This is a genomic window from Terribium retamae, from assembly GCF_022347545.1.
GTDB classification, from domain to species: domain Bacteria; phylum Pseudomonadota; class Alphaproteobacteria; order Rhizobiales; family Rhizobiaceae; genus Mesorhizobium; species Mesorhizobium retamae.
This window is the reverse complement of record NZ_JAKREW010000043.1, coordinates 20,630-34,818: the sequence shown is the minus strand read 5'-3', so window position 1 is coordinate 34,818 and position 14,189 is coordinate 20,630. Positions and strand designations below refer to the sequence as shown.

Below are 14,189 nucleotides of genomic sequence, written 5' to 3'. Positions count from 1 at the left end.
CCCTTCCTCGCCTGGCTCCACCCCCCGCTCGGGTTTTTTTTCTCGGTTTAAAATAACACCTGCCCCCACCGCCCCCCAAACACAAACGGGCCCGGCCCCCCCCCCCCCCGGGGGGGGGGGCCCCAACGCCAGTTAAGCGAGGAACTTCGCGATGATGGCATCGCCCATAGCGGTGGTGCCGACTTCGGTCTTGCCTTCGGACATGATGTCCTTTGTGCGCAGGCCGTCGTCCAGCACGGCCGCGATCGCGGCCTCGAGGCGGTCGGCTTCGGCCACCATGCTGAAGGAATAGCGCAGGCACATGGCAAAAGAGGCGATCATGGCGATCGGGTTGGCGATGCCCTTGCCCGCGATGTCGGGCGCGGAGCCGTGCACCGGCTCGTAGAGCGCCTTGCGTTTGCCGGTCTTAGCATCCGGCGCGCCGAGCGAGGCCGACGGGAGCATGCCGAGCGAGCCGGTCAACATGGCAGCGACATCAGACAGCATGTCGCCGAACAGGTTGTCCGTCACGATGACGTCGAACTGCTTGGGCCAGCGCACGAGCTGCATGCCGCCGGCATCCGCGAGCATATGGTCGAGTTTGACGTCGGCGTATTTTGCCTTGTGGGTCGCGGTTACGACTTCGTTCCACAAAACGCCGGACTTCATGACGTTGCGCTTTTCCATCGACGTCACGTGGTTCTTGCGGGTGCGCGCGAGTTCGAACGCAACGCCCGAGATGCGCTCGATCTCGAAGGTGTCGTAGACCTGAGTGTCGATGCCACGCTTCTGGCCATTGCCAAGGTCGATGATCTGCTTGGGTTCGCCGAAATAGACGCCGCCTGTCAGTTCGCGCACGATCAGGATATCAAGGCCTTCGACGACTTCCTGCTTGAGCGAGGATGAGGCGGCAAGCGCCGGATAGCAGATCGCCGGGCGAAGATTGGCGAACAGCTCCATGTCCTTGCGCAGGCGCAGCAGACCGGCTTCCGGCCGCACTTCGTAAGGCACGCTGTCCCACTTGGGGCCGCCGACGGCGCCAAACAGCACGGCATCGGCGGCCAGTGCCTTGGTCATGTCCTCTTCCGAGATTGCCTGGCCGTGCGCATCGTAGGCGCACCCGCCCACCAGGCCCTCGTCGATCGCAAAGCCTGCTCCCTTTTCGTTCATCGCCGCGATCAGTTTCTTGACCTCGGCCATGGCTTCTGGACCGATGCCGTCACCGGCGAGCAGGAGAAGTTTTTTCGTTGCCATCTAAAGGACCTTCCACGGGTTCGGAGAATTGCAGCCTTGCTAACGGCAAGGCTGTTGTGGTGCAAGTCCGTTGGCACTGGAAGTCCTGCGTGGACCCGACAAAGCGAGCAACTGAATGCAAGTCGGGCGACGCTCGCGACGTAGTGCCGATGAAACGGACTTGGAGCATCCGGCATGAGCAAGCGTATAGGTCTGGGCATCATCGGCCTTGGGGCCATGGGGACCGAGCTGCTGGAAGCGGCTGCGAGCCACGACGACTTCAAGGTCGTGCTTTGCGCCGACGTCAACGAGGCGGCGGTGGCCCGCGAGCGCCGCAAATATTCTGGCATCGACTTTACCACCGAGCCGGAGGCTGTCGTGGCCGCGGAAAATCTCGACGCCGTCTATATCGCCACGCCTCCGCGATTTCACGCTGCATATGCGATGGCGGCGATGCGCGCCGGCAAGGCTGTCTTCTGCGAAAAGCCGCTTGCCGTCGACCTGGCCGAAGGGGAGGCGATGGCCGATCTTGCCCGCACGACAGGCGTAGCGAACGCCGTCAATTTCGCGCTGGCTGACCGGCATGCCACGCTGGAAATCGAGCGCGCCCTTGGTGCGGGCGAACTCGGCAGCGTCGGCAGCGTCGAAATCAGGCTGGCCTTTCCGCAATGGCCGCGCGCTTTTCAGACTGACGCAAGCTGGCTGTCTGGTAGAGCCGAGGGTGGGTTCGTCCGCGAGGTCTTTTCGCATTTTGCCTATCTGACCGATCGGCTCATCGGCGAACTGGAGCCGGTGTTCGTGTCTCTGGATTTTCCCCAAGGAAAGGACGCGAGCGAAATCTCGGCCTTCGGCCTGTTTCGGGCAGGAGGCGTTCCGGTGCGCGTATTCGGCCAGGCTGGCCTCGCGGTGCCTGAGTCCTACGAATGGACCATAGCCGGCAGCCGTCGCGCCTACCGCTTGCGCAATTGGGGAGAATTGGAAGTTTCCGTCGGCGAGAGCTGGCAGAACGTGGCTCTCAGCGGCGCACGAGGGTCGGAATACACCCGTCTCTCTGCCTTCGCGCGGGCGATCCGTGGCGAGCCGCAAACCAACCTGGCGGATTTTGCCGCCGGCCTCAGGGTCCAGCGTGCGGTGGAGGCGTTTCACGCCAAGGCGGGCTGAGCCGATCGAACCGCGCTCGCGACCGCTCAATCGTGCTGGAGGATGTTGACCAGCTTGCCGAAGGGGTCGCGCACAAAGAAACGGCGCACCCCCCATGGCTCGTCGGACGGGCCGTATTCGACGGTGAAGCCGGCCTTCCTAACGTCGGCAAGCACGGCGTCGACATCGTCCACCTCGATGGAAAGATCGGGCACCGGCGCTTCGCCGCCGCCCTGTTCCGCAAAGGAGACCTGCACGGTCATGCGTTCACTGTTGCCGTAGGTGGCGATCCAGCCGTGGTCCATGAGGATATCGAGGCCGAGCACGTCGCCGTAGAAACGCCTGGCCGCCGCAACATCGGCGGTGGCAACGTTGGCGACGATGCGTTTGACCGTCATAAGCCCGTTGCACTGCGGCGCAGAGCTGTAACCTCGATCTCGATCTTCATTTCCGGCTTGTTGAGCAGGCAGACGATCATGGTCGCAGCGGGACGGATATCACCGAAATATTCGCCAAGGATGGGAAAGACCTTGTCCACGTCGTTCTGGTCGGTGATGTAATAGTGGGCGCGCACGACATCAGCCAATTCGAAGCCGCCTTCCTTGAGCGCCCTGGCGATGGTCTCCATGCAGTTGCGGGTCTGCGCCTCGACGCTGTCCGGCATGGTCATCGTCGTGTAATCGTAACCGGTGGTGCCGGCGACGAAGCACCAGTCACCCTGCACGACGGCGCGCGAATACCCTGCCGTCTTTTCGAAGGGCGAACCCGTCGAGATCAGTCTGCGCATCGATAGTCCTCCCGGGCGCGCCTCGATGGGCGCTATTGCGGTTGCTGGAGCGCCTTTTTCAGGGCGTCCTTCATCTCGTCCGGCCATTCCTGTAGTGCTGGCCAGGTGTTCGGCTCAGGCTTGTCAGTCTGTTGAGCGAAGTAGAGCGCCTTGTTCTTGGCGTCGACCGCCATGAAGCCGTTGCTGCCGCCACAGGCATGCGGCACGCAGCCGGTGGCGTAGAAGGCGCCGGACGCCGTCCTTTCCGTGCCACCGCCGACCAGCAGGCTGGTCGCGACATTGCCTATCTGGTCGCCGAGCAGTTTCTCGGCGGCCCGATAGACAGCCTCGTTATGGAACGCGTCGATGATGTTCTGGTATTTCGACGGGTCGATGTCGTTCCAGCCGGTGTTGGGTTGGGGCTTGTAGGTCAATTGGCCGGAAATCTGCAGACCATCCTGTGGTGTCCATTGCAAAGCATCGTTGGAATCGCCAGGCATGAGATAGGGCACGAAATAGATGCCGTTTTCTGCGACGGCTGCCGGTGGTGCGCCGCATTCATCCTGTTCGACCCGAACGCTTTGGAGCTTGGCGCTGCCTTCCGGCTTCCAAGTGATAATGGTCGCGGGGCCGCACTGGTTGCCGCCCGATCCGACATTGAACAGGGCGACGTCGATGCCAGCCACTTTCACGATCCGGTCGAGGCCGACATAGTAGTCCCTAGCAATTTCCTCACCGTCATAGGCCAGGATTTTGTCCATCTCCGGCTGCTCGGTGATGGTGAAGGTGCCGCCTGCGAAGGGAACCGGCGCCGGCTTTTCGTTGCCATCGGCGGGCGCGACGTTGTCTGCAGCGGGAGCCTCCTGCGAGGCAGGAGCCTGCTCCTGCGCGAGGACACTTCCGGTCAAACCGATCGCAAAAAGGCCTGCCGCCAGGAGGCGGGAAAACGGTCCCATTGCGGCGGCGCAAAAATCACCTGTCGTCTTCTCAAAGCCCGTCGAGATCAATCTGCTCATCGATGGTTCTCCCTAACGGCTTGGCGGACGGCGAGATCAAAGTGGCAGATCCAATTCGTCTTTGATCTCCTTGGGCCAGTCCTTCAGCGCAGGCCAAGCCTGCGGTTCCGACCCGTCGGACTCCAAGTAGAAATAGAGTTTCCTATCCTTAGCGTCGACCGCCATGAAGGCTCGACCAAGGGAGCTATTATGTGGCTTGTTACCGCTACCATAAAAGACGCCGGATCGGGTTTTTCTGACGTCTTCACTGATCAGCAAGCTTTCGGCGACGTTAAACAGTCGGCCGCCGAGCATCTTTTCGGCGGTCTTGTAGACGGCTTCGTTTGTGAATGCATGGACGATGCCCCAGCCGCCCGACAGATCAATATCGTCCCAGCCTGTATTGGGATCGGGCGCAAAGCTCAATCGGCCGGCGGTCGCTAGGCCGCCCAGCGGCGTCCACTGCACGACGCTCTTGGAATCACCCCCCGGCAACACATCGGGCATGAAATAGATAACGTCATCGGCAACTGCCATCCACAGTTGGCCGCAATCGTCCTCCTCCGACCGCTCGCTCTGGAGCGTAGCGCTGCCTTCCTTCTTCCAAAAAATCAGGACTCTGGGTCTGCATCCGGCACCGCCGTTTTCGAGATTGAACAGCGCAACATCGATGTCGCCGATTTTGGTGACCCGGTTGAAAGAGATGAAATAGTCGTGCGCGATTTCCTTGCCTTCATAGTTCAGCGCCATTCTCTCTGGCGGCTCGTCGCCATTGCCTTCGGTGATAGTAAAGGTGCCGCCGGCGAAAGGCACCGAAGCCAGCTTCTCGTTGGCGTTTGCCGATGCGTTGGTGGCGGCAGGGGCATCCTGCGCGGCAGGTTCCTGCGCAAGGGCAATCTCGGTCAAGCCTGTCAAAAGAAGGCCTGCCGCTAAAAGGCGTGGAAACAATCTCATTGTAGCCCCCATAGGCGCGGCTACAACCATTCCGCTGCCATCGCCGCCCAGGTTAGACGATCATGATTCTGCCCGAAGCGAAAGGGTCGGCAAAGTCTGCCGGAGCATCATTCGACTAAAGCGTCAGGCCCAGGGGCGCTGCTCGGCGTTGCGCTTTTCGAAGCTGGCGATGGCGTTGGATTTCTCCATCGTCAGGCCGATGTCATCGAGACCATTGAGCAGGCAGTGGCGCTTGAAATCGTCGAGGTCGAAGGTGACGACGCCGCCATCCGGGCCACGGATTTCCTTGGCTTCGAGGTCGACCGAGAGGGTGGCGTTGGCGCCGCGCTCGGCATCGTCCATCAGCTTGTCGAGGTCTTCCTGGCTGACCGTGATCGGCAGAATGCCGTTCTTGAAACAGTTGTTGTAGAAGATGTCGGCGAAAGAGGTCGAAATCACGCAGCGGATGCCGAAATCGAGCAGAGCCCAGGGAGCGTGCTCGCGGCTGGAGCCGCACCCGAAATTGTCGCCGGCGACGAGGATCTGCGCCTTGCGGTAAGCCGGCTTGTTCAGCACGAACTCCGGGTTCTCGGAGCCATCTTCATTGAAGCGCATCTCGGCAAACAGCCCCTTGCCAAGTCCGGTACGCTTGATCGTCTTGAGATAATCCTTCGGGATGATCATGTCGGTGTCGACATTGACGATCGGCAGGGGAGCGGCGACGCCGGTGAGCTTGGTGAACTTGTCCATGGCTTTGGCCCATTTTGGGAGTTTGCTGGCAACGCTTTACACAAGGAGGCGAGCAAATGAAAGGCGACAGTTGCCGGATCGTTGGAGCCAGCCAAGGCTTGATGAGCGAAAGTGTATATGAGGGCCTGTCGTCGACAAGACTTGACCTCAAGCTGCAAGCGACGTTCTAGATCATTTATGGCAACCGGGAATCAGCAGCGATCGGAGCATGCCGGACAGGCGTCCAGCCTGCTTGCGCATTATCGGCCGATCGACGGTGTCGTCGACGAAATGGTCGATGGCGCGGGCAATCCGCGACCGTTGTGGAAACCCCTTATTGCTGCGCTGCAGGCATTGGGCCCTGAAAAACTGACGCAGCGCTTTGCCAGGGCTGACCAGTACCTGCGCGATGCAGGCGTCTATTACCGCGTCTACGACAAGGCAGGTACCAATGAGCGGGCCTGGCCGCTGGCGCATGTTCCGCTGCTGATCGACGACAAGGAATGGTCGGCAATCAGCGCCGGCCTGATCCAGCGTGCAGATCTTTTCGAACAGATTACTGCCGATATTTATGGCCCCAACAGATTGGTGGCGAAAGGACTGCTGCCGCCCGGCCTGATCGCGAACAGCCCGGAATATCTGCGCCCATTGGCGGGCACCACGCCGGCGGGTGGCTATTTCCTGCATTTCTGCGCCTTTGAGCTTGGACGTGGGCCGGACGGGCGCTGGTGGGTGCTGGGCGACCGCATGCAGGCCCCTTCCGGCGCCGGCTTCGCGCTGGAAAACCGCGTCGCCACAACGCGGGCGCTTTCGGAACTTTACGGCGAGATGCATGTGCATCGCCTCGCCGGCTTCTTCCGCCGGTTCCGCGATGCCTTGAATTCGGCTGCGGCGGCTTCGCGGGGCCGTGTAGCCATCCTGACGCCGGGACCTCTCAACGAGACATATTACGAACACGCCTATATCGCGCGGTATCTCGGCATCATGCTTCTCGAAGGCGAGGATCTCGTCGTCTCCAGGGGACGGCTGATGGTCCGCACCGTGGCTGGCCTGGTTCCGATCTCGGTGTTGTGGCGCCGTCTCGACGCCGCCTTTGCCGATCCGCTGGAATTGCGGGCGGATTCGCAGATCGGCACGCCGGGACTGGTCGAGGCAATGCGCCAAGGCACGGTCACTTCGGTGAACGGATTGGGTTCGGGACTTCTGGAAACGCGTGCACTGCTCGCGTTCCTGCCGCGCATCAGCCAGGAATTGGCAAAGGAAGACCTTTTGCTGCCGACCGTCGCAAGCTGGTGGTGCGGACAGGAGACGGAGCGCCGGCACGTGCTGGCCAATCTCGACCGCATGGTGGTCGGACCTGCGCTGTCGACCCGTCTGGCCTTCGAAGATGATGGCGTCAGCGTGTTGGGTTCATCCCTGTCCTCGGAGGCGCGCGCGGATCTGGTCGCGCGCATGGAAGCTGACGGCGGCGCCTTCGTAGGTCAGGAAGCGGTCACGCTTTCGACCACGCCGGTCTATGTCGACGGGCGGTTGGAGCCGCGTCCCGCCAGCCTTCGCGTCTATCTGGCGCGCACGCCGAATGGCTGGACGGTGATGCCCGGCGGTTTCGCCCGCGTCGGCTTCTCGCTCGATCCGACGGCGATTGCCATGCAGCGCGGCGGCCAGGCGGCCGATGTCTGGGTGGTGAGCGACAAGCCGGTACAGCGCGAGACGCTGTTCCCGCGCGAAAGCGAGGGCTTCGATCGCACGATGCCCGGCAGCTTGCCCAGCCGGGCGGCGGAAAACCTGATGTGGCTTGGCCGCTACATCGAACGCGCCGAAGACACCGCCCGTATCCTGCGCGCCTATCATGTGCGATTGGCCGAGACCTCTGATCCGGCCATGCCGCTGCTCGAGGAACTGCGTGCTTATCTCGACCCGCTCGGCATCGATGTCACCGATCCGGTGCCGCACGGCCTGCTCCATATGATGGATAGCGCCGTCTACAGTGCCGGCCAGGTACGCGACCGGTTTTCGCCGGATGGCTGGCTGGCGTTGAAGGATCTTTCCAAGACACTGCATCTGTTCGAGACAACGGTTTCGCGCGGTGACGATGCCACACGCGCCATGACGGTGATCCTGCGCAAGCTTGCCGGCTTCTCCGGCCTGTTGCATGAGAACATGTACCGGTTCACCGGCTGGCGGTTCCTGGAGATCGGGCGTCGGCTGGAACGCGGCATCCAGACGGCACGCGTGCTGGCGCGGCTGACGCGGGCCGATGCGCCGGAGGGCGCGCTCGATATGATGCTGGAGATCGGCGACAGCGTCATGACCCACCGCAGGCAATATCCCGTGCAGGCGGGGCGTACAACCGTCGTTGATCTTCTGGTGCTCGACCCGCTCAATCCGCGCTCGATCTTCTTCCAGATCGAGCGGCTGAAGATGGAGATAGGTCTGCTGCCGGGTGAGAACGGCAGTGGACATTTGTCGCCGGCCGCCAAGGACGTGCTCAAGCTCAACACGGCGCTTGCGGTCAAGGAACCGTCGGATATCACGGCCGCGGCGCTCAATGCGTTGTCGGACGAAATCGGCGGGCTCTACAGCAGCCTCGCCAAGGCTTATTTCAGCTGAGGCGTTTCATGCTCTACGACATCCGTCTCAGCATGCATTACGATTACGAAGCAGCGGCCGGCGGCGGGCGTCACCTGGTACGGGTGCTGCCTGCAAATCTCGGCGGTGGTCAACGCGTCGTCGCGGCGTCGCTGTCTTTTGCGCCAGCGCCAAGTGAGCGGTCGGATTTCCACGATTTCTTCGGCTCGAACGTGACGGCGATCTCCTTTCGTGAAGCGCATCGCACGCTCGACATACGCATGAACGCGCGCGTTGCCGTCACGCGGCCGGAAATCGGACTGGACGTGTCGCCGCGCGTCGCTGGACTTGCGCGCGAAATCGCGGCGGTGCGCTCACTCGAACCGAATTCACCGCACCATTTTCTCACAGCCACTGATTTTGCCGGCTTGGATCCTGCGATCACGGCCTATGCGCGAGAAAGCGGCGATGGCTCCGTAGTGGCGATCGCGACGGACCTCTGCAACCGCATCCAACGCGATTTCACCTATGATGGCGCCGCCACCGACGTCCAGACGCGTGCTTCCGATGCCTTCGCGCTCAAACGCGGTGTCTGTCAGGATTTTTCACACGTTATGATTTCAGGCCTGCGGGGGATTGGCATCCCCGCGGGCTATGTGAGTGGCTTCCTGAGGACAATTCCCCCCGCTGGCCAGGAGCGGCTGGAAGGCGCGGATGCCATGCATGCCTGGGTGCGGGTCTGGTGCGGGCGCGAGGCCGGCTGGCAGGAATTCGATCCAACCAATGGCATGCGGGCCTCCAACGACCATATAACCGTCGGCTATGGCCGCGACTACGGCGACGTGGCGCCCATCGTCGGTGTGCTCAAGACTGCGGGCGGGCAGGCCGGAGCACAGGCGGTGGATGTCATTCCCATGGCGTGAGATGCCGCTACGAACATCGGCCAAAATCGCAGATTTTTTATCGACGTGGTGTCGGGAAGCGCCTAACTCTTTCGTCCTCTGAGAGAGAAAGGGCCACCCATGCTTTATGCCGTTCTTTGCTACGCTTCCGAAGATGTCGTCGGTTCCTGGACCAAGGAGCAGGACGATGCCGTCATGGTCAAGCTGCTCGACGTCCAGCAGAGATATGCGAAAGCCAACAAACTCGGCCCAGTGGCGCGGCTGTTGCCAACAACGGCAGCAACGACGTTGCGCAAGGTAAAGGGCGAGTCCCTTGTCATCGACGGACCGTTTGCCGAAACCAAGGAACAGTTCCTCGGCTTCTACACGGTCGACGTCGAAAACCTCGATGAGGCTCTGGAATTCGCGCGCGAGCTTTCCGATGTCAATCCAAGCGGCGGCTCTTACGAGATCCGCCCCATTTCCATCTTCAGTCCTGCAGCGGTAAAATCATGAGCGACCTGTCCTGGATAAGCAATGTCATCAGCGCCGCGCGGCCGCAGGCCATGGGGGCGTTGCTGCGCTACTTCCGCGATCTCGACACGGCGGAAGAAGCTTTCCAGGACGCATGCCTGCGTGCCTTGAAGAATTGGCCGCAGAACGGACCACCGCGTGATCCAGCTGCCTGGCTCATCTTCGTCGGTCGCAACAGCGGCATCGATGCGGTGCGCAAGAGAAGCAAGCAGACGGCGATGCCGGATGAGGACCAGGTATCGGACCTCGAGGATGCCGAAACCGACATCGCCGAGCGGCTGGACGGCGCGCACTACCGGGATGACATCCTGAGGCTGCTGTTCATCTGTTGCCATCCGGATCTACCGCCCACCCAGCAGATCGCGGTCGCGCTGCGCATCGTTTCGGGTCTTTCGGTCAAGCAGATCGCCCGCGCCTTCCTGGTCAGCGAAAGCGCCATGGAGCAGCGCATCACCCGAGCCAAGGCGCGTATCGCCGATGCGGGTGTTCCTTTCGAGACGCCGGGCGCGGTCGAAAGATCTGAACGGCTCGCGGCTGTCATGGCGATGGTCTATCTGGTCTTCAATGAAGGCTATTCTACTAACAGCAGCGAAGCGCAGGCGCGGGAGCCTCTATGCGAGGAAGCGATCCGGCTTGGCCGGCTTTTGCTGAGACTGTTCCAGACGGAACCGGAGGTTATGGGACTGCTGGCCCTGATGTTGTTGCAGCATGCTCGTGCGCCAGCCCGCTTCGATGGCAATGGCGAAATCGTCCTGCTGGAGGACCAGGATCGCGGGCTGTGGAGCGGCAAGCTGATCGAGGAGGGGTTGGCCCTCGTTGACAAAGCCTTGCGTCATCGCAAGCCCGGTCCTTACCAGGTGCAGGCTGCGATCGCCGCCCTGCATGTCCGGGCCGCCAGGGCCGAGGACACCGACTGGCAGGAGATCGACCTGCTCTACAGCCTGCTTGAGCGCATGCAGCCTTCGCCTGTGGTGACATTGAATCGCGCGGTTGCGGTCTCCAAGGTGCGCGGGCCGGAGGAAGCTCTCGCCATGATCGAACCTTTGGCGGATCGGCTATCCGGCTATTTTCATTTCTTCGGCCTCAAAGGCGGGCTTTTGATGAAACTTGGCCGCAACGACGAAGCACATATTGCTTTCGACAGGGCGATAGCGCTGGCCAACACCGCTGCCGAAGCCGCGCATATCCGCATGCATATCGACCGGCTCAAGGCCGAGGCCTCGCAAGGCAGGTCCGAAAAGGCGAGCTAGTTCGCCTTCTTGCAGAAGTCGATTTCCCTTCCTGCTGGATCAATCGTCAACGCCTCCGGCTTGGACCATGCCGGGGTGGCGGATTGTGTGCGAAACGGGTAATGCCACCCGCAAAGTCCTGCCGGAGGAGCGGCAGGGTGGCGGATGGCAGCTGCTGTCGCCATATCACTGCAAGTTCGAAAGGGAAGACTATGACGATTGCGAAGGAAGCCGCCGATCTGCTCGCGAAACTTGGCGTTGCCAAGGACGCGCTTTCGGGCGGCGATCTGGTGGTACGCAGTCCGGTGACGGGCGAGCAGCTCGCTGCCCTGAAGACGATCTCTGCGGCCGATGCCAACAAGGCCATCGACGCCGCGCATGAGGCTTACAAGGCCTGGCGTCTGGTACCGGGCCCGAAGCGCGGCGAGTTGGTGCGGCTGCTGGGTGAAGAACTGCGGGCCCACAAGGCCGAACTGGGCCGGCTGGTTTCGATCGAGGTTGGCAAGATCCCGTCGGAGGGCCTGGGCGAAGTCCAGGAAATGATCGACATCTGCGATTTCGCGGTCGGACTTTCCCGTCAGTTGTACGGTCTCACCATCGCCACCGAGCGTCCCGGCCACCGCATGATGGAAACCTGGCATCCTCTCGGTGTCGTCGGTGTCATCTCGGCCTTCAATTTCCCTGTCGCGGTGTGGTCCTGGAACGCAGCCCTTGCGCTGGTCTGCGGCGATGCCGTGGTGTGGAAGCCGTCGGAGAAGACCCCGCTCACCGCTCTGGCCTGCGAGGCGATCTTCGCGCGTGCCGTCAAGCGCTTCGGCGCTGATGCGCCCGCTGGACTTACCCAGGTGCTGATCGGTGAGCGAGAGATCGGTGAAGTTCTGGTCGATCATCCGAAGGTGCCGCTGGTTTCGGCTACCGGCTCGACCCGGATGGGTCGCGAAGTCGGCCCCCGCCTGGCCAAGCGTTTTGCCCGCGCCGTGTTGGAGCTCGGTGGCAACAATGCCGGCATCGTCTGCCCGACGGCCGACCTCGACATGGCGCTGCGCGCCATTGCTTTCGGGGCCATGGGCACCGCCGGTCAGCGCTGTACCACGTTGCGCCGCCTGTTCGTGCATGAAAGCGTCTATGATCAGATCGTTCCGCGGCTGAAGAAGGCCTATGAGAGCGTTTCGGTCGGAAACCCGCTCGAGACCTCGTCGCTGGTCGGTCCGCTGATCGACAAGATGGCTTTTGACAGCATGCAGAAGGCGCTGAAGGAAGCTGGCGAGCACGGCGGCAAGATCACCGGTGGAGCTCGTGTCGAGAACGGCCATGCGGATGCCTATTATGTGCGTCCGGCCCTTGTCGAGATGCCGGAGCAGGCTGGCCCGGTGCTGGAAGAGACTTTCGCGCCGATCCTCTACGTGATGAAATATTCCGACTTCGATACGGTGCTCGACCTGCACAATGCCGTGGGCGCCGGTCTTTCATCGTCGATCTTCACCCGCGACCTGCAGGAGTCCGAGCGTTTCCTCAGCGCGGACGGCTCGGATTGCGGCATCGCCAACGTCAATATCGGCACGTCGGGTGCCGAGATCGGCGGTGCGTTCGGTGGCGAGAAGGAGACCGGCGGCGGCCGTGAGAGCGGTTCGGATGCGTGGAAAGCCTATATGCGCCGCGCGACCAATACCGTGAACTATTCCAAGGCACTGCCGCTCGCTCAGGGTGTTTCCTTCGACATCGACTAAATACACGCAGTTTCCTATTACGATCAGCAACGGCGGGCCTCGGTCCGCCGTTTTCTTTGTGTTTCAACACGCCCGCGTTTCGGGTGGTGGTCAACCCATCCGGGGTGGGGTTTCGCCTACCCGGCAGGCAGGTTCGGTCCGACGCTAGATGGCGAAAGGTTCCACCTTGGCAGGTGTTGTGAGGAGTTGCCCAGGAAAAGATTATTCTTCCCACGGCGGAGCCCGCCGAATGCCTGCCGGTCCCTTTGAAGCCGGCGCAGACAGATCGGGAGGATCATCATGGCTGGTTTTACGCATCTCTTCGTTCCTGGGCCGACCAACGTTCCGGAAGCCGTTCGGCAGGCCATGAACCTGGCCATGGAGGACATGCGCGCCTCGACCTTTCCGCAACTGACGCTCGGCCTGTTCGAAGGCTTGAAGCGCGTGTTCAAGAACGAGACCGGCCGCGTCTTCATCTACCCGTCTTCCGGAACAGGCGCCTGGGAGTCCGCCATCACAAACACGCTGAGCCCCGGCGATCGCGTGCTGATGTCGCGCTTTGGCCAGTTCTCGCATCTGTGGGTCGATATGGCCGAGCGACTGGAACTCGACGTCGACGTCATCGACGTGGAGTGGGGCGCCGGCGTGCCGGTCGAAATCTACGCCGAGCGGCTCGCGGCGGACAAGGAACATAGGATCAAGGCGGTCTTCTGCACGCACAATGAGACGGCGACGGGCGTGACCAGCGATGTCGCCGGCGTGCGCAAGGCTCTGGATGCTGCAGGCCATCCGGCACTGCTGTTCGTCGATGGTGTGTCGTCGATCGGCTCGATCGATTTCCGCCAAGAGGAGTGGGGTGTCGACTGTGCCGTCAGCGGCTCGCAGAAGGGCTTCATGCTTCCGGCAGGTCTCGGCTTCCTGTCCGTCAGCGAGAAGGCCCTTGCTGCAGCCAAGACAGCGAAAGGCCGGCGTTGCTACTTCTCCTTCGAGGACATGATCCGCGCCAACGACACCGGCTTCTTCCCCTACACGCCGGCAACCCAGTTGCTGCGCGGCCTGCGCGTCTCGCTGGACCTGATCGAGGCGGAAGGGCTGGAAGCAATCTTCGCCCGCCATCATCATCTCGCCGAAGGCGTGCGCAAGGCAGTCGATGCCTGGGGCCTGAAACTCTGCGCCAAGGAGCGTAAGTGGCACTCCGACACCGTGAGCGCCGTCTATGTACCGGAAGGCATCGACAGCGCGGAAGTGGTGAAGCGCGCCTATCACAAATACCAGACCTCGCTCGGTGTCGGGCTCAACAAGGTCGCCGGCAAGGTGTTCCGCATCGGCCACCTCGGCTGGCTGAACGAGGTGATGGTGTGCGGTGCGCTGTCGGCCGCCGAAATGGCGTTGCGCGACTGCGGCGTGAAGCTGGCGCCGGGCTCCGGCGTCGGGGCCGCGCTCGAACATTTCCGCCTGGCCGAGGCGGTCGCCGTCGCCAAGGCCGCCTGAGCAGC

13 protein-coding genes are annotated in these 14,189 nt (G+C 62.1%); 7 read left to right on the top strand and 6 right to left on the bottom strand.

The window, feature by feature from the left end; all coding sequences use genetic code 11:
* Positions 1–132 precede the first annotated feature (132 nt).
* A complete protein-coding gene (leuB, locus tag L4923_RS25905) occupies positions 133–1,233 on the bottom strand; it encodes a 3-isopropylmalate dehydrogenase (protein WP_239369988.1) in 1,101 nt (366 codons plus the stop codon).
* Between the two features lie 174 nt (positions 1,234–1,407).
* On the opposite strand from leuB, the gene L4923_RS25900 reads away from it, so the two are divergent.
* Positions 1,408–2,373 carry a Gfo/Idh/MocA family protein gene (locus tag L4923_RS25900; protein WP_239369987.1) on the top strand — a complete coding sequence of 322 codons (966 nt, stop codon included), beginning with the start codon at positions 1,408–1,410 and terminating at the stop codon, positions 2,371–2,373.
* Positions 2,374–2,399: 26 nt separating this feature from the next.
* Here the strand turns inward: L4923_RS25900 and L4923_RS25895 are convergent, their stop codons facing one another.
* The 5 genes from L4923_RS25895 to leuD form a co-directional block, all read right to left on the bottom strand.
* On the bottom strand, positions 2,400–2,750 hold the full coding sequence (locus L4923_RS25895) for a VOC family protein (RefSeq protein WP_239369986.1): 351 nt from the start codon (positions 2,748–2,750) through the stop codon (positions 2,400–2,402).
* On the bottom strand, positions 2,747–3,139 hold the full coding sequence (locus L4923_RS25890; RefSeq protein ID WP_239369985.1) for a RidA family protein: 393 nt from the start codon (positions 3,137–3,139) through the stop codon (positions 2,747–2,749). The genes L4923_RS25895 and L4923_RS25890 overlap by 4 nt, the downstream gene beginning before the upstream one ends.
* Before the next feature lie 32 nt (positions 3,140–3,171).
* Positions 3,172–4,134 (bottom strand): hypothetical protein, encoded by a 963-nt coding sequence (locus tag L4923_RS25885; RefSeq protein WP_239369984.1) that lies wholly within the window; start codon positions 4,132–4,134, stop codon positions 3,172–3,174.
* 36 nt (positions 4,135–4,170) lie between these two features.
* Entirely contained in the window at positions 4,171–5,067 is an 897-nt protein-coding gene (locus tag L4923_RS25880; protein WP_239369983.1) for a hypothetical protein, read from the bottom strand.
* A gap of 123 nt (positions 5,068–5,190) precedes the next feature.
* Entirely contained in the window at positions 5,191–5,796 is a 606-nt protein-coding gene (leuD, locus tag L4923_RS25875; RefSeq protein ID WP_239369982.1) for a 3-isopropylmalate dehydratase small subunit, read from the bottom strand.
* Between the two features lie 177 nt (positions 5,797–5,973).
* Between leuD and L4923_RS25870 the strand changes: the two genes are divergently transcribed.
* The 6 genes from L4923_RS25870 (at position 5,974) to L4923_RS25845 (ending at position 14,184) form a co-directional block, all read left to right on the top strand.
* Positions 5,974–8,385, top strand: a complete 2,412-nt coding sequence (locus L4923_RS25870) for a circularly permuted type 2 ATP-grasp protein (protein ID WP_239369981.1) — start codon at positions 5,974–5,976, stop codon at positions 8,383–8,385.
* Between the two features lie 8 nt (positions 8,386–8,393).
* Complete coding sequence (locus L4923_RS25865) at positions 8,394–9,266, top strand: transglutaminase family protein (protein ID WP_239369980.1); 873 nt, start codon at positions 8,394–8,396, stop codon at positions 9,264–9,266.
* Positions 9,267–9,365: 99 nt separating this feature from the next.
* Positions 9,366–9,740 carry a YciI family protein gene (locus L4923_RS25860; protein ID WP_239369979.1) on the top strand — a complete coding sequence of 125 codons (375 nt, stop codon included), beginning with the start codon at positions 9,366–9,368 and terminating at the stop codon, positions 9,738–9,740.
* Positions 9,737–11,008 (top strand): RNA polymerase sigma factor, encoded by a 1,272-nt coding sequence (locus L4923_RS25855; protein WP_239369978.1) that lies wholly within the window; start codon positions 9,737–9,739, stop codon positions 11,006–11,008. Before L4923_RS25860 ends, L4923_RS25855 begins: the two co-directional genes overlap by 4 nt.
* A 191-nt stretch (positions 11,009–11,199) precedes the next feature.
* Positions 11,200–12,714 carry an L-piperidine-6-carboxylate dehydrogenase gene (gene amaB / locus L4923_RS25850; RefSeq protein ID WP_239369977.1) on the top strand — a complete coding sequence of 505 codons (1,515 nt, stop codon included), beginning with the start codon at positions 11,200–11,202 and terminating at the stop codon, positions 12,712–12,714.
* A gap of 279 nt (positions 12,715–12,993) precedes the next feature.
* Positions 12,994–14,184: an aminotransferase class V-fold PLP-dependent enzyme gene (locus L4923_RS25845; RefSeq protein ID WP_239369976.1), complete on the top strand. Its 1,191-nt coding sequence runs from the start codon at positions 12,994–12,996 to the stop codon at positions 14,182–14,184.
* Positions 14,185–14,189 lie beyond the last annotated feature (5 nt).